This is a genomic window from Pelagicoccus sp. SDUM812002 (assembly GCF_031127835.1).
Classification (GTDB): Bacteria; Verrucomicrobiota; Verrucomicrobiia; order Opitutales; family Opitutaceae; genus Pelagicoccus.
This window is the reverse complement of record NZ_JARXHX010000011.1, coordinates 13,353-34,690: the sequence shown is the minus strand read 5'-3', so window position 1 is coordinate 34,690 and position 21,338 is coordinate 13,353. Positions and strand designations below refer to the sequence as shown.

General features: G+C 54.8%; 18 protein-coding genes. 13 read left to right on the top strand and 5 right to left on the bottom strand.

Features of this window, described 5'->3' with window-relative positions:
* The first annotated feature begins 43 nt into the window (after positions 1 to 43).
* Entirely contained in the window at positions 44 to 1,117 is a 1,074-nt protein-coding gene (locus tag QEH53_RS15655) for a mechanosensitive ion channel domain-containing protein (protein WP_309024158.1), read from the top strand.
* 2 nt (positions 1,118 to 1,119) lie between these two features.
* Here QEH53_RS15655 and QEH53_RS15650 read toward each other — a convergent pair whose 3' ends face one another.
* Positions 1,120 to 1,878 (bottom strand): hypothetical protein, encoded by a 759-nt coding sequence (locus QEH53_RS15650; RefSeq protein WP_309024157.1) that lies wholly within the window; start codon positions 1,876 to 1,878, stop codon positions 1,120 to 1,122.
* Between the two features lie 108 nt (positions 1,879 to 1,986).
* Between QEH53_RS15650 and QEH53_RS15645 the strand changes: the two genes are divergently transcribed.
* On the top strand, positions 1,987 to 2,865 hold the full coding sequence (locus QEH53_RS15645; RefSeq protein ID WP_309024156.1) for a hypothetical protein: 879 nt from the start codon (positions 1,987 to 1,989) through the stop codon (positions 2,863 to 2,865).
* Positions 2,866 to 3,666: 801 nt separating this feature from the next.
* Here the strand turns inward: QEH53_RS15645 and QEH53_RS15640 are convergent.
* The 3 genes from QEH53_RS15640 to QEH53_RS15630 are packed head-to-tail and all read right to left on the bottom strand — an operon-like array spanning position 3,667 to position 8,814.
* Positions 3,667 to 6,750 carry a transglutaminase domain-containing protein gene (locus QEH53_RS15640; protein WP_309024155.1) on the bottom strand — a complete coding sequence of 1,028 codons (3,084 nt, stop codon included), beginning with the start codon at positions 6,748 to 6,750 and terminating at the stop codon, positions 3,667 to 3,669.
* Entirely contained in the window at positions 6,747 to 7,817 is a 1,071-nt protein-coding gene (locus tag QEH53_RS15635; RefSeq protein WP_309024154.1) for a DUF58 domain-containing protein, read from the bottom strand. Before QEH53_RS15635 ends, QEH53_RS15640 begins: the two co-directional genes overlap by 4 nt.
* Before the next feature lie 52 nt (positions 7,818 to 7,869).
* Positions 7,870 to 8,814, bottom strand: a complete 945-nt coding sequence (locus tag QEH53_RS15630) for a MoxR family ATPase (RefSeq protein ID WP_309024153.1) — start codon at positions 8,812 to 8,814, stop codon at positions 7,870 to 7,872.
* A 194-nt stretch (positions 8,815 to 9,008) separates the two neighbouring features.
* Between QEH53_RS15630 and QEH53_RS15625 the strand changes: the two genes are divergently transcribed.
* Positions 9,009 to 10,205: a glycosyltransferase gene (locus QEH53_RS15625; RefSeq protein ID WP_309024152.1), complete on the top strand. Its 1,197-nt coding sequence runs from the start codon at positions 9,009 to 9,011 to the stop codon at positions 10,203 to 10,205.
* A gap of 84 nt (positions 10,206 to 10,289) precedes the next feature.
* The gene (locus tag QEH53_RS15620; protein ID WP_309024151.1) at positions 10,290 to 10,934 is read left to right on the top strand and encodes a DUF2959 domain-containing protein; all 645 of its coding nucleotides are present in this window, start codon (positions 10,290 to 10,292) and stop codon (positions 10,932 to 10,934) included.
* Between the two features lie 30 nt (positions 10,935 to 10,964).
* On the opposite strand, the gene QEH53_RS15615 is transcribed toward QEH53_RS15620, so the two are convergent.
* Entirely contained in the window at positions 10,965 to 11,837 is an 873-nt protein-coding gene (locus QEH53_RS15615; protein ID WP_309024150.1) for a hypothetical protein, read from the bottom strand.
* A 295-nt stretch (positions 11,838 to 12,132) separates the two neighbouring features.
* Here QEH53_RS15615 and QEH53_RS15610 point away from each other — a divergent pair, with 295 nt between their 5' ends.
* The 9 genes from QEH53_RS15610 to QEH53_RS15570 all read left to right on the top strand — a co-directional run bounded on the left by QEH53_RS15610 (position 12,133) and on the right by QEH53_RS15570 (position 21,336).
* Positions 12,133 to 12,765, top strand: a complete 633-nt coding sequence (locus tag QEH53_RS15610; protein WP_309024149.1) for a hypothetical protein — start codon at positions 12,133 to 12,135, stop codon at positions 12,763 to 12,765.
* Positions 12,766 to 12,784: 19 nt separating this feature from the next.
* Positions 12,785 to 14,227 (top strand): methyl-accepting chemotaxis protein, encoded by a 1,443-nt coding sequence (locus tag QEH53_RS15605; RefSeq protein WP_309024148.1) that lies wholly within the window; start codon positions 12,785 to 12,787, stop codon positions 14,225 to 14,227.
* Positions 14,228 to 14,403: 176 nt separating this feature from the next.
* Positions 14,404 to 14,784, top strand: a complete 381-nt coding sequence (locus tag QEH53_RS15600; RefSeq protein ID WP_309024147.1) for a cupin domain-containing protein — start codon at positions 14,404 to 14,406, stop codon at positions 14,782 to 14,784.
* A 9-nt stretch (positions 14,785 to 14,793) separates the two neighbouring features.
* On the top strand, positions 14,794 to 15,153 hold the full coding sequence (locus QEH53_RS15595) for a rhodanese-like domain-containing protein (protein ID WP_309024146.1): 360 nt from the start codon (positions 14,794 to 14,796) through the stop codon (positions 15,151 to 15,153).
* 813 nt (positions 15,154 to 15,966) lie between these two features.
* Positions 15,967 to 16,269 carry a DUF3817 domain-containing protein gene (locus tag QEH53_RS15590; protein ID WP_309024145.1) on the top strand — a complete coding sequence of 101 codons (303 nt, stop codon included), beginning with the start codon at positions 15,967 to 15,969 and terminating at the stop codon, positions 16,267 to 16,269.
* Between the two features lie 202 nt (positions 16,270 to 16,471).
* Positions 16,472 to 18,748 carry a formate C-acetyltransferase gene (gene pflB / locus QEH53_RS15585; RefSeq protein ID WP_345785733.1) on the top strand — a complete coding sequence of 759 codons (2,277 nt, stop codon included), beginning with the start codon at positions 16,472 to 16,474 and terminating at the stop codon, positions 18,746 to 18,748.
* Between the two features lie 32 nt (positions 18,749 to 18,780).
* Positions 18,781 to 19,557, top strand: coding sequence for a pyruvate formate-lyase-activating protein (gene pflA, locus QEH53_RS15580; RefSeq protein ID WP_309024143.1), 777 nt, complete (start codon positions 18,781 to 18,783; stop codon positions 19,555 to 19,557).
* Positions 19,558 to 19,569: 12 nt separating this feature from the next.
* Positions 19,570 to 20,820, top strand: a complete 1,251-nt coding sequence (locus QEH53_RS15575; RefSeq protein WP_309024142.1) for an OFA family MFS transporter — start codon at positions 19,570 to 19,572, stop codon at positions 20,818 to 20,820.
* 174 nt (positions 20,821 to 20,994) lie between these two features.
* Positions 20,995 to 21,336, top strand: a complete 342-nt coding sequence (locus tag QEH53_RS15570) for a pyrimidine/purine nucleoside phosphorylase (protein ID WP_309024141.1) — start codon at positions 20,995 to 20,997, stop codon at positions 21,334 to 21,336.
* Positions 21,337 to 21,338 lie beyond the last annotated feature (2 nt).

Below are 21,338 nucleotides of genomic sequence, written 5' to 3'. Positions count from 1 at the left end.
GATTAGGATTGGCGCTATGGGTTAGGGGGATTTGAGTGTTCGGATGCCCGACGCAGTCGACCTTGTTGAATCCTTTCCCAGTTACATCCCCTTGATTTTGACCCTCAGCGTGGTCGCTGTCGTGCTATTGGGGGCGCGATTGTATTTCTCGAGGCGCGAGGTGAAGTTCGGCAAGCAGAACAATTTTTCGCGGCCGATCGTGATGCTGGTATTGTCGGCGTTCGCGCTGGTGGCACTAATCATCGCCTTGCCATTGGAGAATGGAACAAAGGATCAGCTCTTGGGGTTGTTCGGTTTGGTGATGACCGGGATAATCGCACTGTCTTCCACGACCTTCGTGGCGAATGCGATGGGAGGGTTTATGATCCGTTCTATCGCCTCGTTCCACTCGGGAGACTTTGTGCGAGTGGGGAACACATTTGGTCGCGTATCGGCTCGCGGACTCTTTCATACTGAGATCCAGACAGAGGATCGCGATCTGACGACGTTGCCAAACCTTTACCTTGTCACCAATCCGGTGACCGTGGTTCGGAATTCGGGCACGATTATCTCGGCGAGCGTTTCGCTCGGCTATGACGTGCACCAAGCAAAGGTGGAGCCGTTGCTATTGGAGGCGGCTCGAAATTCCGGTTTGGAGGATCCTTTCGTTCGCGTAATGGAGCTGGGAGACTTTTCGGTCTCATACCGAGTTGCTGGCTTGTTGACGGAGGTGAAACAGTTGGTGAGCCGGCGTTCGCAGCTGCACGTCCAAGTTTTGAATACGCTACACAATGCGGGAATAGAAATCCTCTCGCCTACCGCTATGATGCAGCGTCCTCTAAAAGACGGTCAGCAGATCGTGCCGCAATCTAATCCCTCGCCCGTGATTACCAAAGCGAAGGACGATGTCCCGGAAGAGCGTATTTTCGACAAAGCTGAAGAAGCCGAAACGGTGGAACGACTCGTTTTTCAGAGAGAGCAGTTCGTAAAAGAAAAGATCGAGACTGAGAAGGGCTTGGGCAGCTTAGCGGAGGATGAGAAAGCAATTGCGGAGAAGCGTATACGATTTTTGGAGACAGAGATCCTACGAATTGACGCCCATCGCGAGGCGATGGGGGGTCAGGTGAAAGAAGAGTGATCTCACTCGGTAGTGGTAATGGATTCCTCTTCAGGTGAGGCTTCTTCTTCGATTGTGAGCACTTCGGACTCGGCTTCGAACTCTAGGATTTTGTCCATGAGAAGCTGCGCGGGTTTCAGATCGTCGTCCCAGGAGAGAGCGTATAGAAGCTCGGTTTTGGCTGCGTCGTATTCTTGGTGGAAGTAGTAGAAGTATCCCAATACGAAGTGGGCCTTGTAGTCGCGCGGGTAGCGCTCGACCCATTGCTTCAATTGCGTTGTGTGTTGTTTAAGGTCTTCCGTCCGGGAGTAGATCTCGCTCAGGTTAACGTAGGCGTCGGCCCACTCAGGGAAGAGGTCCATGCCTCGGACGATATCGTCGAATGCGGAGCGGTAGTCTTTGACGGCGATTTGGGCTTGGGCGCTGGCGAGGTGTATGAGAGCATTTTGGGGCTCCATCTGGCTTGCTCTCTTGAACTGCACGAGGGAGTCGTAGTAGCTGCCTTTAGCGAAAGCTGCATAGGCTTTGGCGAGTGGTCTGTTCGACTGGAAAATGTCAGTGGGGCTGGCATTGTCGAGGTACTCCATGTAAGCCCAGTCTGGGACGTTGCGATTTTGGTAGTCGCCGAGGTCGACGAAGAAGAAGAGGCTATCCGATCGATTTATAGTGTAGTAGCTGCGTGGATACGCATGCCAACGACCTGAGAAGCGGTAGTGCCCGCAGGTGTCGGTGTGAACATGCGTGTCTGAATTTACGATGAGCCAACGGCTTCCGTCGTACATGTGCTCGCAGTATTCTGAGTGTACGTGGGCGCGAGGGAAGTCGTTCCAGCGACCATCGTAGTAATGGTGTCCGCAACCGGGCCCGTGGATGTGGTAGCAGGATGTATTATGCCAGAATCCGTCGTAGTAGTAGTGACCGCAGCCGTGATGGTGACGGTGGCGGCTTCCGGAGTGAGAGAGCCAAACGCCGCTGTCGAAGAAATGTCCGCAACCGATGCCATGTACATGGCCTATGGTGAAGGAGATCCAGGCGCCGGAATGGCGGTGGTGCCCGCATCCATCGTAGTGGCGGTGATGGCTAGGAAAGTCGTGCCAGCGGTTTTCGTAGAAATGGTGTCCGCAGCTTTTGCTGTGTACGTGGCGGTGGCGATCAATGCGGTGATGACGGGTGGTGTGGTTGCCATGGCGATCGTTGTGCGGACGTTGGTCGTGGTGGGCGTGGCTTCCATGATCACCTCGGCGACCGTGGTCTTCGTGATCATCGAGTTCTTGGCGAATGGCCATCTTAGGATGGACCTTCTCGTGCTCGCCGCCTCTGTTTTCGAGGTTGCGGACCACCCGTTGGCGCTCTTGCTCTCGTCTGCGATTGGCGGCGGCTTCGGTACTGCGTCGTCTTTCGACATAGATGGTTTGGGCAACGTCACGGTTTTGCTCGTAGCTTGTTTCGACCGTATGTCGACGGCTCGGGCGGTTACTCGACTCGGAGCTTTCGCGGTTGGGTTGTTCTCTGCGGGGGCGAGTGAGTGCTGGCGTGCTAATGCTAGTAGTCGTTCTTTGGGTACGGTTCGTGGTTGCTATATCGCTGCGGGTGGTGTTCGTCGCGGAGCGGTCTTGTTGGACGCGGTTCGACCGCGTGACCGTCGAGATGGTGTTGCGCCGGACTTGCGTGGAATTGGTTTCGGGACGTTGGGGCCCGATGCGAGTTTGTGTCGTGGAGCGAGTGACGGTAGTCCTGGGTCGAGGAGTGCTTCGTTGGGGCTGGCGTGAAATCGTGGCGGTTGGGTTCGGACGTTCTTGGGGACGTCGGCTTACATTGGCTCGGTTTTGAGGGGTGCGGTTGTTATTAGCCGCAGTGGAGACGCGGTTTTGCTGGGGACTCGTGCGGACCGGTGGTGTCACGCGGACCTGAGGGGTGGTGCGCACTTGAGGTGTAGTCCGAACGGGAGGAGTGGGTCGCACTGTGGGTGGCGTTCTCTGTGGCGCGGGGCGCTGGGTCGTTTGAGTGCGGGAAGGCGGTGGCGCCGCGCGAACAGGTGGGGGCGGGGGGGGGCGGCGATGGGAATTGGCGGCTCCGCTATTGTTGTTGCTCGAGCTGGGGCTGCTACGGTTCGTGTTGCGGCTATCGTTGCTGGGAGCGGGTGGTGGGGGCGTGGGCTTGGGTTGCGGACGGCGGTGGGCGTTGCTGGCTGGGGGACGTTGCGATGTGTCGGACTTGCCTTGGGTGGTTCTAGAGGCGCCTCCAGCTTCTAGAGAACTGTGTGGAAGAGGCAGGAGCAACATTGCTAAGGCGCAGACTACGAATGCTTTGGGGCTGCAGAGAGTGCTTTTGAGAGCTTGTTTTTGCATGGGCTTGAATTCCGTTATGAGGTCTTGCTCTAACTTTACTGGCTTAGATGAAGCGTCGGCTGTCCTATCGGGTTGGGGTGGCGAGAGCTTTTGCCGACAGACGGGTCGACAAAGAATAGACGATGCCTCCGAAGGCTTTATTCACCCGTTTTATGAGAACTTTTAAGAGGTCGAAAAGTTCCCCTATGGCCAAGGGAATGAGCGGCAAGGCGAGGTTCGCCGCTAGCTCTTCTTTCGTTTGGAGAGAAGGCCGACTTTGATTGCCAAGTCTTGCACCAGGATGGGATTGGTTTCTCGTCCGTAGCGTTGCTCGGTGAGCGTTTGGCGGGTTTCGATCCAGATGGGATCTTGGGTGAGTTCGTGTTGTTGCAGAAGCTTATCGAGCTCGGCAAGGAGCCTGCCCGCTTGTTGACGGAGTTGGAGTTCAGGGCTCTCTGGGTTGGTCTTTTTGAAGCGCATGAGATAGGCGATGCCAGGGATTAATATTGCTAGGATGGCCAACAGGACGAGCCAAGGCGGGTTTTGCCGGTTCGTCTCAGAAGGTACTGCTGGGTTCGCTTGTGCGGGCTTCGCGGTCTCGAGAGGTTCGAGCGGGACGGGTTCAGCACTTTTCTCGGTAGATGGAATTTGTTGCGGCTCTCCTGACGCGGTGCTCGTAGAAACGGCGTTTTTCTGTGGCTTGGGGGTGGTTGAGGGACTGACCGAATTTTGCGGGTATGTTTCCGCACGCTCGCTTGTTGGCGAAGATTCGGAGAGTTTTTCTGTAAGGACCGACTCAGCTTCGGTTGGTATTGAGTCTACAATCTGATCCCTGTCTCTCGCGTCGGAAGTCTGGGCTTCCTTTGCTAAAGCTGGGTCTTCTTGAGTGGCTGTTGCCTCGCTCGCTATGAGCCGCTGTAGACTTCGAGAATTTCCTGATGTAACATATTGCTCTGCTCGCAGAATTTCTGCTTCGCTGATTCCCGGGGTTGGATCGAAGCGTACCCAGTTATTGGATTCGTCCATGTATTCGACCCAAGCGTGCGCATTGCGCTGCCGCATGATAAAACGCCCTTCTTTATTGTCGAATTCGTTTGAGGCAAACCCTCCCACCACGCGGGCGGGTATGCCGCGGCTTCGAGCGAGAAGGGTGAATGCTGCTGCGTAGTTCGAGCAAAGTCCGGGGCTTTCGTTTTCAAGCCAACGTACGACGGAGTGTCCGGAACCAGGGGGGATGGTGACAAAGTAGGAATAGGGATGCCTATTTGCGAAGTAGTTGGCGAAGCGATACGCGAACTGTCGAGTAGGAGAGCGACTGCCACCGACGCGTTTGGCGAGCTTTTCAAGGTAGTTTCGGTCTTGTCGGTTCAAAGGGACCTCGAGCATGCGGTCGCGATAGTCGTCGCTAGGGGCGTTGCCTTTTCGTTCGCGATCTGTGATCTCCAAATCAGCTTCGTAGAGTCGGTAGGTGATCGGTTCCAAGGATCGTGGGGTGTGAGCGACTCTTTCCTCTGGGTAGACTTTTAGGGTTTCTGTATTGAAGATCTGGATCCGACTAAAGGACTCAGGGAGAGGTAAGGTTGGACTGCGGCTTTGGTTTGACGTGATGGTGATGTCTCTTCCTTCACTCTTGCTCTGACGGAACGTACGTAGGGTGAGAATCTTGTCGTCTGCAACGGGTAGCTCTACGCGTCCTTCTGTGCCCCGGGTGCCTCCCATTCCGTACCTATCTACCGTATCCAACACGTTGCTACGGAGGTAGAGGCGACGTGGGGCGGAGCGGTTTGAGTCGAGTTTGACTATGGCCAGCGCCTCCTCGCTCAAGAGCGCGGAAACATCGCTTCCTTCCAGATTGAGAGCTTGGGAGATCGCTCTCTCTGGTTGTTCGAAAGCGTCGAGGAAGTTGTCGAAGTCAGGGGTCGGCGAGTTCTGCTCGGGTACGAATGAGTCCTCTGGGTCGTCGATGGATCCTGCACCGTGGGAAGTCGCGGATGGGGTGGCTGCGAAATCGGATTGGGGGCTGTCCGAAAAGCTGCTGAAGTCGGTATCGATCCCGTCGGGGATTCCTTGCGTCAAGCCTTTGGGTGTCGGCGGGTTGCTTAGATCGGTTGTCTGGCGGGCTTCATTGTTCCATCGCGACTCGGAAATCTGCGGCAACTCGGAGCCGACTCCATCGCTATCGTTGCGATTGAAGGTGTCCGCAGGTGGAGCGCTTGCTCTATCGCGAGCGAAGGGACCGAGTCGGTATTCAAAGTTGTTGGAGTCGTAGGGCCGAGTGTTTGGATTTGGGTTGGCCCTCCTCTGCGAGTTCGAAGAAAGGCTAGGTTCTCGAGCTGATTCGACAGCCGCTGGTTCCTGTTTCTCTCTCTTCCAGCTTTGGGTTAACTGGGTTGCTTTATCTCGGATGAATTCCGGGTCGACTACCTTGCTGGTCACTTCGGAAATGGCTTCGTCTTCAAGGTCGGCCGCCTCGGATATAGTGGCTGCTTTTTGGGCGATCGACTTGGCTAGGTAGGGGGCGTCGTGCGGCAGGAGGTTCCCCCAGAAGGGAATTTGTAGGGCAGTTAAATAGAGGAGGCTCGCGGCGACCAAAGGAACGATTGCGAGGACGGCAGTTGTCTTGCTTTTTCCGATCCGGCGAGGGCTGGGCGATATCAAGGTGGCGGCCTGAGTGTGTTCGTTGGCAATTTTTGCGAGCTCGTGATTGCGGACCAAAAAGGAGATGACAGGTAACGAGGCGAGGACTAGGCCGAGCGGGAGGGAGGTGAAGTTGAAGCTCGCGACAAGGGCGACGATCAGCCCGAAAACGAGCTCGGGATGTGGGTTGTCTTGGCTTTTAGTGAAGCGAGGTGAAAGGGCAATTTCCATGAGGCCAACGAAGGCGAGACCGAGGGAAAGCTCGTCGATTGGGGCCTTGAATTCGAAGTAGAGAACAATGTTTCGGATGAGGAGTAGGAAGGCTATGGCAGCGATACTGGTGACCCCGCGACTTCCGCCGTAGCTATGGCGATTGAGGGCAGCGATGAGGGCGACGGCAACGACTGAAAAGATGGGGCTGTAGAAGTAATCAGAATACGAATTCGGCCAAAGAGGAAGAAGAGCGTACAGGTAAGTTGTCAGCGTAAAGGCGAGCTGCGCGCTGTAGCGCAACGATTTGGGAGCTGAGGGTGATATGCACTTTAGTCCAATCGCTGAGGTGCCAATGATGAGCGCGAAAAGGAGCTGGTCTGAAACGATCGCAAATGAGATTAAGGCCGAACTCAGAGCGAGCCAGTAGCTAAGGGTGATGCGGGGGCGGCCGAGCGCTTTGCTTAAACGAACTGTCACCTGATGGCCTTCCTTTCGAATTTAGGAGCTGTTTGTGGGGCGAGCAGGATCCCGGAATTTGGAGCAGGAAGAATCCAAAGGTGGAAGCGTCGAGGCGGGGCAGGTACGTCTACTGCTTGGGAGCCAGGTCTTGCGGTGGCAAGGGAGTCGTAGAATCGGATGAGTTCTCGATTGTTGGTGAGCGGGTAGTGAACGTGGTCTAGGGTGATGCCTTGGGTTAGCTTTCGTCGCGAAAGTTCCGATACGAGAGCCGTAACTTGCCTGAGCATACGTTCGAAAGCGAGTTCAGTTGGCCAGAGTTCCTTGGAGAGCTCGAGGTGAAGCTCGTAGCGTTCTTGGCGCTCATCGCGGGGTTCGATGATAGTGAGTTTGTCTCGTTTGGCGGAGAGCTTCCAGTTGATGCTGGGTTTTGGGTCGCCTGCTTGGTAGTCGCGGATGCGTGAGGCCTCAATTGTTTTTGAATGGAAGGTCAGTTCGCCCGAGGTTTCAAAGCGGTATCGTGGAGGATCGTTGAGGAGAGAGTCGACGTCGAGAGGTTCGGAGCGGGGCCAGACGATTATCTCCGCAGATTTGGATCGTGCGTTTGATCTGGCGAGGTGGAGGGCGAAAGGGAAGTGGGAGCGTGGCGAAGTCGCCTCGAGGTAACGGAGACCGCGAAGGTTTAAGCTCGGATCGACACTCAGCGTAACCTCTTGCCGAGGGAGGACGATGCCTCGGAACTGAAAGGCCTGAGTGCGGCGGGTCTCTTTTTCCCGAAGTGATACAGTGGGGTAATATATAGGGAGTATTTTATTTTCGTTTTTAAGCCTCAGACGGGCGTCTATTGGTTCGTTACATCTAGTGCGTAGTTGTTTGGTGGATATGTTGATTCTTAATCCGGACAACGAAGAGCGGGCGAGCAGGGAGGATGACCAATAAACGCCAAGCAGGGAGCAAGCTGTGATGGCGAGAAAGTCGATCTGGAAAAGCAGGTAGATAACGAAGGCGACGATGCCTAGCCGTAGCACGACTCGCCCTGATTCTTGGGGAGTGATACTTATGTTGGGTGGCTTTTCGCTCGGTGGCATTTCGAGATTTGGAGAATACAAACGCGGTGCGCTCGTCCTCACTGTTTTTCCACTAATCTTTTTGGTGAGGTTGTGGTAATTCGCTTAGGACTTCTTCGATAAGCTCGGCAGCGGCGTTCCAGTCGAGGTCGAAACCGTGCCTCTCATGCAGGCGGAGCCGATGAGCGAGGCAGGGCTTGGCGAGACGGCGAATGTCTGCGGGGGTGACGAAGTCGCGTCCGTCAACGAGGGCGGCCGATTGGATGGCTGTCTTAAAGGCGAGGGCACCACGCGGGCTGACTCCGACTTCCACAGCGTGGTGGGCACGCGTTTTGGCGACGATGTCGTGGATGTAGTCATAGGTGGTTTCTTCGATGAAGATCTCTTTTGCTAGAACTTGGAGATCGGCGATGTCTTGTTTTTCAACTACAGGTTTAATGTCGATATCGTCATAGTGCAGTGCTCCACTGCGGAGCATCTCTTTTTCCGATTTGGCATCTGGATACCCCATGGATATGCGCATGAGGAAACGGTCGAGCTGGGCGTTGGGAAGGGGGAAGGTGCTCTCGAAGTCGACGGGGTTTTGGGTGGCGATGACGATGAACGGGCGCTCGATCGGATGTGATTCGCCGTCGACGGTGACGAGTCCGCGCTCCATGGCTTCGAGAAGGGCAGATTGGGATTTAGGCGAGGATCTGTTGATCTCGTCAGCCAGCACGACGTTGGCAAAGATGGGCCCCGGATGGAAGACGAAGCGGGCCTCTGGCTTTTGGTAGATGGAGACTCCGATGATGTCGGAAGGGATGAGGTCCGAAGTGAATTGGATGCGGTTAAAGTCGCTGTGCAACGCTTTGGAGAGCGCGTAGGCGAGGGTAGTTTTCCCGACTCCTGGAACGTCCTCAATGAGGATATGTCCACCAGCTATGAGGCATGTGATGACTGAGTCGATAGCAGCCGGTTTGCCATGGATATGGGTGGTGAGAGATTCGCGGATAGCGGCGATGCGTGGGTCGAGCATTAGTGGAGACTGAACGGTGAAGGCTTTAGGGTGAAGGTTTTATTGGGTACCCGGTTTGGGGTAGCGAGTTCCAAGGACGTGGGGATTTGGGAGATGGAGCTCGGATTCGGAGCTTGCCCGTGGTTTGGGCGAGTGGCAGATTTTGCGGCTTTGTTTTCTGGAGCCCCCGCCGTAGGAAAACGACGCAGTCCCTCATGAGAATTTGCCTTTTTACAGATAGTTTCTTGCCGTACATATCGGGTGTCAGCTCAGCGGTTTACAACCAGGCTAACGAGATGGCACGTCGCGGTCACAGCGTGAGCATCTTTCATCCTCGGGCTAGCAAGGCGGACTCTTTTGAGACAATCCCTGGTTTGGATCCGAGCGTGTCCGTCTTCGGGCTTCCGTTTTCGGTGCCGACTTTCAACATCCCCAAGCTGCGTTGGTCGATGCCGCTGTTCCTCTACTCCTATCGGCGCTTGCGTCAGGATCCGCCGGATTTGGTCCATGTGCACACGGAGTTTGGCTGCGGGCTGGAAGGAATGCTTTTGGCTCGCTGGAAAAACGTGCCGATCGTGGGGACTTTCCACACTTTCTTTGCTGAGCCAGACTATTTGAGACAGTTTTATCTGCCGGCTTACGGGTGGACGCAGAAGCTGATGTGGAAGTACTCGGTGGGCTTCTTTAATCGATGTAACCAGATCGTGAGTCCTTCGGTCTCGGTAAGGGACCATTTGGTTTCGCGTGGGATGTTTCGTCCGGCAACAGTTCTCTCGAACGGAATCGAGCGGATGACGATGAGACCTCCAGAGGAAATCAAGGCCTTCCGAGCGTCGATGGGGATCAAGGATTTTGCATTTATTTATATTGGGCGTGTGTCCCCTGAAAAATCTTTGGAGGTGGCTTTGGAGGCGTTCGCGCTGACCTTAGAGGAGAACTCGAAGGCTAAGTTTGTTTTGATCGGCAATGGGCCGGGAGATGCGCCAGTAGACGCGAAGATCGCGGAGCTAGGAATCGGTGACTCGGTGGTTCGCACTGGACGGGTCGAGCGTGATGTCTTGATGAAGGAGAACTACCCGCTACTGGGCGACGTGTTCGTCACAGCGAGTAAAACGGAGAACCAGCCGGTGAGCATTTTAGAAGCTTTGGCGTTCGGTTTACCTTTGGTCGGACCGCGAGCCAAAGGAATCCCCGAGCTGGTGGACGATGGCGTGAACGGTTTGATTTTCGAGCCCGACGATGTGAAGGAAATGGCGGAGCGAATGATACGCTTGATGCAGAACAGCGAATTACATGCCCGTATGAGACAGGCTTCCTTGGAGACTGCAGCGACGCATGACCTGCAGAACGTAGGGGATCAGCTAGAAGCGATCTATCAGCTGGCGGTCGATGAAAAGGCCCGAGAGATCTGAATTTGGACTACTGATTCCGTGTACGGGATTGTGGCTGGGAAGCTTTGCAGTTGTTTTTGGGCGGTCGGCGCATAGGTTTGAGAAATGAAATCGCTGCCGCTTTTGTTGACCGCCACTTGTCTGCTGATGTGTTCGTGCCAGAGCGCCTACTATGGCGCGATGGAGAAGTTTGGCGTACACAAGCGGGACATTCTAGTAGACCGCGTGGAAGACGCCCGGGAGGCGCAGGAGGAGGCGAAGGAACAGTTCGAGAGCGCGTTCGAGGAGTTCTTGGCAGTTTCGGAAGTAGACGTGAGCCAGCTGAAGGTGACCTACGATCGTTTGCAGGCAGCCTTCGATGACAGTGAGTCTAAGGCTAACGCGGTCAAGAGTCGCATCGAGGCCATTGAAGAAGTTTCCGAAGCGCTCTTCAAGGAGTGGGAAGGGGAACTCGACCAATACACGAGCAAGGAGTTGCGGGCGGTGAGCGCGGGACAACTGGAGTCGACCCAGAAATTATCCAAGAACCTGATACAGGCGATGGATAGCGCAGCGTCGAAAATGGACCCGGTCTTGAACGCGTTTCGCGACCAGGTCTTGTTTCTCAAGCACAATTTAAATGCGCAGGCTATCGCGGCATTGAACAAGACGTCGCTCGCCTTGCGGGACGAGGTGGAAGTGCTGATCAAGCAAATGGAGGCTTCTATCGATGAAGCGAACGCGTTCGTAGCCCAGATGCGTTCTGAGTAGGTGGGTTTGGAAGTCGTACCACCTGTGATTCTATTGTGGATACTTCGCGTCGATTTCGCCTAGGAGCGTTTGCTTGGACTCGTCGAGGCTGGGGTGGTCGAGCTGGCTGATGAGCTTGCGGGCGGCGGTATGGTGACCTAGCTCGAAGCGTACGCGGGCGGTGTAGAGCCGCACGACTTGTTGCTCGTACTCGGAGCCGGCGGCTTTGTAGAGTTCTTGCCAGACGCCGAGGGCAATTTCCCAGTCCGGATTTTCTATGTCGAAGAAGGCTTGGGCGTAACGCATCTTGTAGGATATGTCGTCAGGGGCGCGGCGTGTTGCGGAGCGAAAATGTTTGATGATCTGGTCGTCGATTTCCTCCCAAGCGAATAGGCCGTCAGCGACGAAGTATTTGCGGTAGGCGACGAGCAGGTTCCCGAGCTGCAGGTGGTAGAGAGGTTCATCGGGAGCGAGGTCACGGGCGAGCATGTAGAAGCCGTAGGCTTCGGTGTATTTACCCTCTTCGGCCATGTAGTTGCCGAGCTGGTTCTTCACGACGGGCTGCAAGGGATCGAGCTGGTCTGACTTTAAGAACATGGCGTTCGCTTCGTCGCGGTTCCCGGTGCGCTGGAGCATCAGGCCAAAGGAGGTGTAGGCAGGAGCGTAATCGGGCGAGTCGGATATCAGCTTGTCGTAGCCGTCGATGATGGACTGCAGCTCGCGGCGGACTTGGTCGACATCCTCTTCGGCGACGGCTGTCTCGTAGCGGTCGTAGGCCTCCTGTTCGCGCTCGTTGAGCTGTTTGAGCAGATAGATGGCAAGGTTGGTTTGGGGAATCGCGTCCTTGTCCTTTTTCTTGGCGGAAAGGGATTGGGGGAGCAGGCCAAGAAGAATACTAACGATGAGGATAATTGGTAATTTCACGTCTAGTTTAGACCGTAGTGGCTAGGATTGTTGCGCGTCGATCAGATTGTTTTCAGTTAGATTTTCGTGAAGAATCTGAATTGGGTTCGTTATCTGTTGGACTGGGTCTGATTCAGGGGTTGTCAGTAAAAAGGTGTGATGAATAACTTTTGAATCAGTTCGAGGTAATTGCCGCGACGTTGCGAAATCTTATGAGAGATGGTTACTTTTGAACCATTGGATTTCGAATTGGGTAAAAATGCTGAACAGGTTTCGGATTAAGGGTTCGGATGCTGTGTCGATGTCTATCGTTAAGATGACTAAAAGCCCGTCCAGTGATCAATCACGCCAGCATCCCGATGAACTGGTCGCTTCGAAAAGGCGTCGCACGGCGTTCATGGCGGGAGGCTTCGCGCTGTGGGCAGTGTCCATCTCTATCCCTTTGGGACTTTTTTCGGCTGCCCATCAAGCAGTGTTGCCGGTTACCCAGGAATCGCTACGAGAAGGGATTTCGGCGAGCCAGGATGGGTGGGCGCTGGTGCACGTGCTGGCCGAGGACTGTGCTTGTTCGCGTAGTGTGTTGGAGTACTTGCTCGAGCGCGGAAGTTCGAGCGACTATGCGGAGGAGGTTATTCTCGTGGATGGCAGCGAGTATTTGGCTAATCGTCTTACGACCGCTGGTTTCACTGTTTCAAAGGTGGAAGCCGAACAGCTCTGCTCGGACTTTGGGTCGGAGGGAGTGCCATTTTTCCAGGTAGTTGAGGGCGGAAAGGAGCCAGCGTATAGCGGTGCTTATTTTAACTCCGCATTTCGCGGTACGAACGGATTTTTGGATTTGAGCACGGCAGAGCGGCTCTCCTCAGGAGGCTTCGTTTTGAGTCGTCCCGTTTATGGCTGTGCGACCTCGGAGAGACTCAAGGCGGTTCTCGACCCGTTCGGGTTGAAATAAGTAGGACCAAATTTTTATCATGACTAAAGACACAAAATTTGAAGCAAGGTTTAACGATCGAGTCCACAAGCTCGCGGTGATGGCCTTGGCGGCCCATCTGCCGGCGATGGCAGGGATGGGTTATTACTTCGAGACAGGATTGGCGCTTGCTGGCATCTTGACGCTGGCGGTTTGCGCGGGACCAGTCGCTCTTTTCTTGGCGAATCCTCGGTCCATACTGGTTCCTATTTCGATCGGCATTGCTGCGACCTCTTTGTCGGCGCTCCTGATCCACCTCAGCCGAGGCATGATCGAGATGCACTTCCATATTTTCGTAGCTATAGCGGCCTTGATCGGTCTTGGCTCGCGAGCTGCCGTTTTAGCGGCAGCGGTTACGACTGCTCTTCACCATATTGGCTTCTACTTCATATTGCCGGACAGTATCTTCAACTACGATGCGAGCTTCGGTATTGTTGTGGTGCATGCGGTTTTCGTAGTGGTTATTGCAATACCTTCCGTTTTCGTAGCGGGTAGGTACCGCAGCTTTGTGGGGGCGCAGGGGATTATTTCCGAGCACCTCAGCGAAATTGCCAGCTCGGTTGAGAACCAGACTAGCCAATTGAGTCACTCAGCAAGAGAATTGGCCCAAGGCGCGAGCCGTCAAGCAGCCTCGATCGAGCAAACGAGCGCTTCACTGGAGGAGCTTTCTGTGACGACAAAGGGCAACGCCCATAGCGCTCAGGAGGCAAACGAACATGCTTCTCAAGCTCGTAGCATTTCCGAGCAAGGTGCGGCAGAGGTCGAGACATTGACGAACGCGATGGACGATATTCGACAGTCGAGCGGGAGCATTGCGACCATCTTGAAGACGATCGACGAAATCGCATTCCAGACGAACATTCTTGCATTAAACGCTGCAGTTGAAGCGGCTCGAGCAGGTGGAGCAGGAGCAGGATTTGCTGTGGTGGCTGACGAGGTTCGTAGTCTTGCTCAACGAAGCGCGAAAGCTGCCCAAGAGACGGCTAAGCAAGTGCAGGAAGCAGTCTCAAGCAGCGAGCGTGGAAGCGAAATTAGCCAGTCGGTGGCAAATCGTCTCAAGGACATATTCAAGCGGACGTGCGAGGTTGATCGCTTGGTCGCAGATATAACTGAGTCTTCATTGCAGCAGAGCCACGGCATTGAGCAGATCTCTCAAGCGGTGACTGAGATCGACAAGGTGACGCAACTAGCGGCCTCGAATGCATCGAGAACGGAGGATGATTCCAGCGAGCTCAATCGTCTCTCGAGCCGGCTTGTAGATGCGCTAAGTGAAATTGAGGATCGTTTGGGACAGGTCCACGCTTCAGATTCACAAAAGAGCCGTTCTTCGACTGTGTCCAACAAGCGGATACGTGGAGCGGGTAAGGCCTTCAAAAATTCAGCTCGCGCGAAACGGGGCCAGAAAGCTGCTTTGGCGAATACAGATACTATCCTGTGGAATTAACCGCGAGTTTGGATACTGTCGTGTGAGCGAAGGTTCGAATCGAATTTCCAGCAGGTAAGCTGCATTCTGCTAGGGGTGCATGCGATGATTGCATTCGAGCGTACAGGAATGTGTACTGTGGGATGTTGCCGCAGCCTAGGGGTGCGTCGTCGTTAGTTATACAAATGTTGCGAATCATGAATCCGAAAAACGAAGTCATTGTTAAGAGTTCCGAGTCTTTCACTCTCGAGCCCGTTGGAGCGGGGGAGGGAACAAGTCGCTCGGTTTTGATAGGCCCCAGCGATGCCCCGAATTTCGCTTTGCGCAAGTTCGTCATGAAGCCGAGCGGTGGGATGCCGCGTCACACCAACACGGTCGAGCACGAACAGTACATCCTCAAGGGCGGCGCGGAAGTGGGGATCGGCGGTGACGTTTACCAAGTGAAGGAAGGCGACGTGGTATTTATTCCTGAAGGAGTTCCGCATTGGTACAAAGCAGATGCGGAAGTGGGCTTCGAGTTCCTCTGTATGGTTCCGAACAAGGAAGACAGGATCGATATACTAGAAGCGGGTTGCTAGGGTTTGGTGATGTCCGAATACGTTTGGATTATCCTAGCCCTTGTTGTTGCAGGCTTTCTCTTGATAAGCCGTCGAGGCCGGATGCCGATCAAGGACGCCAAGACTGCGCTTGTGGATGGCGCTGTCGTCGTGGACGTGCGAAGCGAGCAGGAATTTGCGGGAGGAGCGATTGAGGGAGCGGTTAACGTCCCGCTCAATGGACTGATTCGAGGTGTTACTAAAAAGTATCCAGAGAAGGATACTGTGCTGCTTTGCCATTGTGCGAGTGGGGCGCGTTCAGCGTCGGCCGTGAAACAGTTGAGAGCTGCAGGATACGAGAACGTTCACAACTTGGGCGGTTATGGGCGGGCGGCGAAAGTGTTGGTGTAGTCTTCTCTTGAAGAGTGGCGTACCGGACTTGGCTAGGTACTGGCTAGGAGGAGTAGAGACCTCAGGAGAAAGGCCGGAATTCTTCCCCAGTTCGGAGTAAACTAACCTTAAAGTGGTCCGTTCCGGTTCATGCAACGTGTTCGGCTCCGTTATTTTTGGAAGGCTCGACGAAGTATTCCCCATGAAATCACTTTCTCCCCACATCAAAGTCATAATCGGATTCGCGATCGTGATGGCGGCTGCAGGAGCCCTAGCGGCGGCTTCTGTCTATTTGATTTATGACCTTGGATCTTAGGCTCAGAACTGGATCGAAGATTCAGCAAGCCAAGGTGAGGCAGCAGAAGCGGTGGAATTGGCAATTTATAAAATCCTGGGATTGGGTTTCGCGGGAACGGTCGTCTCTCTACTTGCGATGATCTTTGTGCGAGGTATTTTCGGCAAGACCCTGCGAGTCGTTGCCGATCAGCTGGAGAGCAGTTCGAGGGAATCGGCCAGCTGAGGCGTTCGGTGTTCGCGATTGACGATGACACCCAGCAAAATGCAGCAGTCGCAGAAGAGACTGCTAGCTCGACTCAAGGGCTGCGTCACGGAGCTAATGTCGTCAGCCAAGCTGTCGCCTAGCTGCAACTCCTTGTCGGAGCGCGTATTTCGAGGTCGACGAGTGTGACTCTTGCGGGTGAGAAGCCAAAGGGGCGTTTTTCCGAGCCGAGTGGACGCTTGGATTTCTATGACAGCGAGGACGTTTGGAGCGCTTCGTCGCGCTAGTGTCCGGTAGGGCTTGCCTTGCGGCTGGGCCGTCTTTTTGTGGGGTCTATGAGCAACGAATCTTGCCTGCTATGGTTTTGCCGGATCGCGTTCTGGGAAGGCGTATCCACCGTTATCTTGTTCGGTATTGCAATGCCGCTGAAGTACGCGGCGGGCATGCCTGCGGCCGTAACTTACGTCGGTTGGGTTCATGGCCTGCTATTCATGCTTTACATCGGCTTTCTCGCCTTGGCGGCGGTTAAATTGAGCTGGGCGCTTAAGCGGGTTGCCATCTTCTTCGTCGCGTCCTTGGTGCCCTTGGCCCCGTTTTTTGTAGAGCGCTCCCTCCGCAAAGAGGCCATCGCTCGCTAGGGAGGCTCCTCACGCACCGACCGTGCATTCGCAAATGCGCAGCGGATTATAAGAAAATGTAATTAATTACCTAAAGGTAAGTTTATCGTCGATAAGGGCTGAGTTTTGTACCAACTTAGACGTATAAAATAATCTAATGTCTAATCAACGAACGCTCTGCTTTGGGGCGTCGTTTCGCTTCAGGAGATAAACAGCAGTGCCTATCATCGAAAAACAAGAATCCGAAACACAAAACGCCGACGCGTCAGGCTCCCATCCATGGAGAGGATTTCAGCCGGGCGACTGGCAAGCCGACATTGACGTCCGTGGCTTTATCCAGGCCAACTACAAGCCTTATACAGAGGACTACTCTTTCCTCAGCGGCCCTACAGCCCGCACGGAAAAACTCTGGGAAGACCTAAAGGTCTTGCTCGAAGAAGAACGTAAAGCGGGTGGCGTGCTCGACGCTGACGACAAGGTCGTCGGCACCGTGGCTTCCCACGGAGCGGGCTACATCAACCAGGAACTTGAGCAGGTGGTTGGCGTTCAGACTGACAAGCCGCTCAAGCGGGCGTTGCTCCCCTACGGCGGATACCGGATCGCGCAAAAGGCGCTCCAGGCGCACGGGCGCGATATGGATCCCAGCACGCTCGAAATTTTTCAAAAGCATCGCAAGACGCACAACGACGGCGTGTTCGCCTGCTACACGGATGAGATCCGTAAGGCGCGCAGTGCGGGAATCGTTACCGGTCTTCCAGATGGTTACGGTCGTGGCCGGATCATCGGCGACTACCGCCGGGTAGCTCTCTATGGGGTGGATCGTTTGATCGCCGACAAGGTTTCCGTCTTCAAGGCTTCTGACAGCGAAGACTTCAACGAAGATTGGGTAAGAGAGCGCGAAGAGATCCAGAATCAGATCCAAGCTCTCAAGGACCTCAAGACCATGGCGAAAGCCTACGGCTTCGATATTTCCAAGCCTGCCCAAAACGCTAGGGAAGCGGTCCAGTGGACCTACTTCGCCTACCTCGGCGCGGTGAAGGACCAAAACGGAGCGGCCATGTCTTTCGGCCGGACCGCAACTTTTTTCGACATCTACTTCGAGCGCGACTTCGAGGAAGGCGTTCTCAACGAAGAAGAGGCTCAGGAAATCATCGACCATCTGGTGATGAAGATGCGGATCGTGCGTTTCATCCGCACGACTGACTACGATGCCCTTTTCTCCGGCGACCCGACGTGGGTAACCGAAAGCATCGGTGGCATGGGCGAAGACGGTCGCACGCTCGTTACCAAAAGCAGTTTCCGCGTCCTGCAAACGCTTTACAACCTCGGGCCAGCTCCCGAGCCGAATCTCACCGTACTTTGGTCGGAAAACCTGCCGCAAGGCTTCAAGGACTATTGCTCCAAGGTTTCAATCGAGACTAGCTCCATCCAATACGAAAGCGACGATCTGATGCGTCCGTATTGGGGAGACGACTACGGCATTGCCTGCTGTGTTTCCGCAATGCGGATCGGCAAGCAGATGCAGTTCTTCGGAGCTCGTGCAAACCTCGCGAAAGCCATCCTCTACTCGATCAACGGTGGCGTGGACGAAAAGAGCGGCAAGCAAATTGCCCCTGCCAGCGAGCCATTCACTGGCGACTACCTCGAGTACGACGACCTAGTCGAGCGTTTCGACAGGATGATGGACTGGCTTGCCAAGACTTACGTCAAGGCCCTCAACATCATCCACTACATGCACGACAAGTACTCTCCGGAAAATATTATGATGGCGCTACACGATCGCGTCGTTTTCCGGACCATGGCTTGCGGTATCGCTGGTCTCTCCGTGGCGGCTGACTCCTTCTCTGCTGTTAAGCATGCGAAGGTAAAAGTTATCCGCAACGAAGCGGGGATCGCGGTCGACTACGAAGTCATCGGCGACTACCCAAAGTACGGCAACAACGACGATGCGGTTGACTCGATCGCCAACCAGCTCGTCGAAACCTTTATGGACAAGGTTCGCGCCCAGCCAACCTACCGGAACTCCGTTCCCACCCAGTCGGTCCTCACCATCACTTCCAATGTGGTCTACGGACAGAAGACCGGTAGCACTCCGGACGGACGCAAGGCAGGCGAGCCTTTCGCACCAGGTGCGAACCCCATGCACGGTCGCGATACTAAGGGAGCAGTCGCTTCCATGGCATCGGTCGCCAAGCTTCCTTACGAGCATTCGCAAGACGGTATCTCCTATACCTTCTCCATCGTGCCGAAAGCGCTTGGAAAGACCGAAGCGGATCGCGTGGCGAACCTAAGCAATTTGCTCGACGGCTACTTCGCGGAGCAAGGTCACCACATCAACGTGAACGTTTTCGAGAAGGAAACGCTGCTCGATGCGATGGACCATCCTGAGAAGTATCCTCAGCTTACGATCCGTGTTTCTGGATACGCTGTTAACTTCATTAAACTCACTCGCGAGCAACAGCTCGACGTGATTAATCGGACGTTCCACGAACTCCTATGAGCTGCTCATCAAGGCGTGAGGAGGATTGTCCCATGTCTATCACACTCGCAGAACCGGACGTTCAGCTATCCACTGAGGAGATGCTCAAAACCCAAGGGCATATCCACTCCGTGGAGACATGCGGCACCGTGGACGGCCCTGGCCTTCGCTACGTGCTTTTTCTGCACGGCTGCCCGCTTCGTTGCCAGTACTGCCACAACCCAGATGCCCAAGGGAAACCGTCGGGCAAGCTGGCCACTGCAGGAGAGGCGCTGGCGGACATCGTCAAGTACAAGAACTTCATCAAGCGTGGTGGACTGACAATTAGCGGTGGAGAGCCCTTGATGCAGCCAGACTTTATCCACGCGATCTTTCGTGGGGCCAAGGAGCAAGGACTGCACACCGCTCTCGATACGTCCGGATTTCTTGGAAACAAGGCTACGGATGCGTTGCTGAAAAACGTGGACCTCGTCCTGCTTGACATTAAGAGCTTCGATCCATCGATCTACAAGAACGTTACCGGCGTGGAGCTGAGCCCAACGCTCGCCTTTGCGGAACGCCTTGATGCGCTTGGTATCGATGTTTGGATACGTTTCGTGCTGGTTCCCGGTCTCAATGACGCGGAGGAAAATATCGACGGGTTAGCCCGTTTTGTTTCGAGCCTTGGTAACGTAGCCAAGGTAGAGATTCTCCCATTCCACAAAATGGGGGAAAACAAGTATAAGCAGCTGGATATACCGTACAAGCTGGCAGAAACCAAAGAGCCGAGCGCCGACGAAGTCGAGCGGGCTCGGTCGATTTTCGCCCGCCGCGGCGTGACTGCGATTTAAGTGTTTTGAGAGATGAAAAAGATAAAGAACCGTTGGCTGATCGCCGCTTCGGCGGTTGGCGTTCATGTATCGATTGGAGCGGTCTACGCGTATAGCGTATTCAAGAAACCATTGCTCGCAGAGCTCGGCTGGGAGCCGACGCAGACAGCCTGGGCCTTCAGTATCGCAATTCTGTTTTTAGGTCTGTCCGCGGCTTTTCTCGGCCCAATGATCGAGCGAATGGGCCCCCGCAAAAGCGGCATGCTCTCGGCCGCTTTCTACAGCGCAGGGCTGATCGTTGCTGGACTTGGCGTTTCGATGAACCAGCTTTATGTATTCTACCTTGGATACGGAGCAATCGCCGGTGTCGGATTGGGTGTGGGCTACATTTGCCCGGTCTCGACCTTGGTGAAGTGGTTCCCGGACCGTCGCGGATTGGCGACCGGCCTCGCGATCATGGGCTTTGGTTTCGGCGCTCTTCTCGCGAGTAGCTTGATCCAGTTTCTCATTACGCACTTCGGAATCGCAGCGACGTTTTACGTTCTCGGCTGCAGCTACTTCGTCATCATGATGGCCTCTGCCCAGTACCTAGCCCCTCCGCCTGAAGGTTGGGAGCCGGAGGGCTTCAGCGCCGCGAAAGCGTCCGGCAAGATCAAGAAGACCGAGGACTTGGAGCAGCTCAATTCGATCGAGGCACTCGGCACCATCCGTTTCTATTACCTGTGGATTATGTTGTTTATCAACATCACCTGCGGTATCGCGGTCATCTCGGTGGCATCTCCCATGTCCCAGGAAATCGCGGGTCTCACGCCGGCGGCAGCTGCGACAATGGTCGGCTTGATGGGTCTCTTCAACGGGATTGGACGCATCTCCTGGGCTTCGTTTTCAGACATCATCGGACGTCCGATGACCTACACGGCATTTTTCATGATCCAGATCGTGGCGTTCTTCGTCCTGCCGAAGACTACGAGTTCATTCCTGTTTCAGGCAGTAGTGTTCCTCATCCTGACCTGTTATGGCGGGGGCTTCTCGTCGATTCCCGCTTACATAGGCGATGTGTTTGGGACGAAGCGGCTTTCGGCCATCCATGGAAACATTCTCACGGCGTGGGCTGCAGCAGGCTTAGTAGGTCCATTGATCGCCGCTCGTGTTCGTGAGACTACCGGCAGCTATGAGCAGACGCTTCAAATTTTCGCCGGTTTCTTCGTCTTCGCCCTTGTTTGTTCGGTGTTGATTCAGGTCAACATCCGCAAAATTCGGGCGATGAAGTTGAGCCAAGCATAAGGTAGGTTTGTTTTCTCGTTTACCCCACCCGTCAGAGGCGGCTCGTTTTAGGCGCGAGCCGCCTTCCTGTTTTCCTAGTGCTGAGCTTCAGCCCGTTTCCACGTAGAATGGATCCTGCAGCGCGGATACTGGCTAAAGCTCGGCGCTACGTGGCAGTTTCGATTCTTCCTTGCCATGATCGCGATGATGCCTGATGCAGGCCGGATGCAATTTGAAAACGTAACTGCACATGCTGAAGCGAACATCTACTTCGACGGGAAGGTCGTATCGCACACCATCGTCACCGCAGAAGGTGACAAGAAGACCCTCGGAGTTATTCTCGGGGGCAAGTTCCATTTCGACACGGTTGCTGCGGAGCGCATGGAAATCCCGCGCGGCTCCTGCGTGGTGACGCTCGACGGCGAGAGCGAATCCAAGACCTACGAAGCTGGAACTTATTTCGAAGTGGGAGCAAACTCAGGTTTCACCATAGATGTTGCCGACACTTGCCAATACGTTTGCAGCTACTTGTCGTAGTT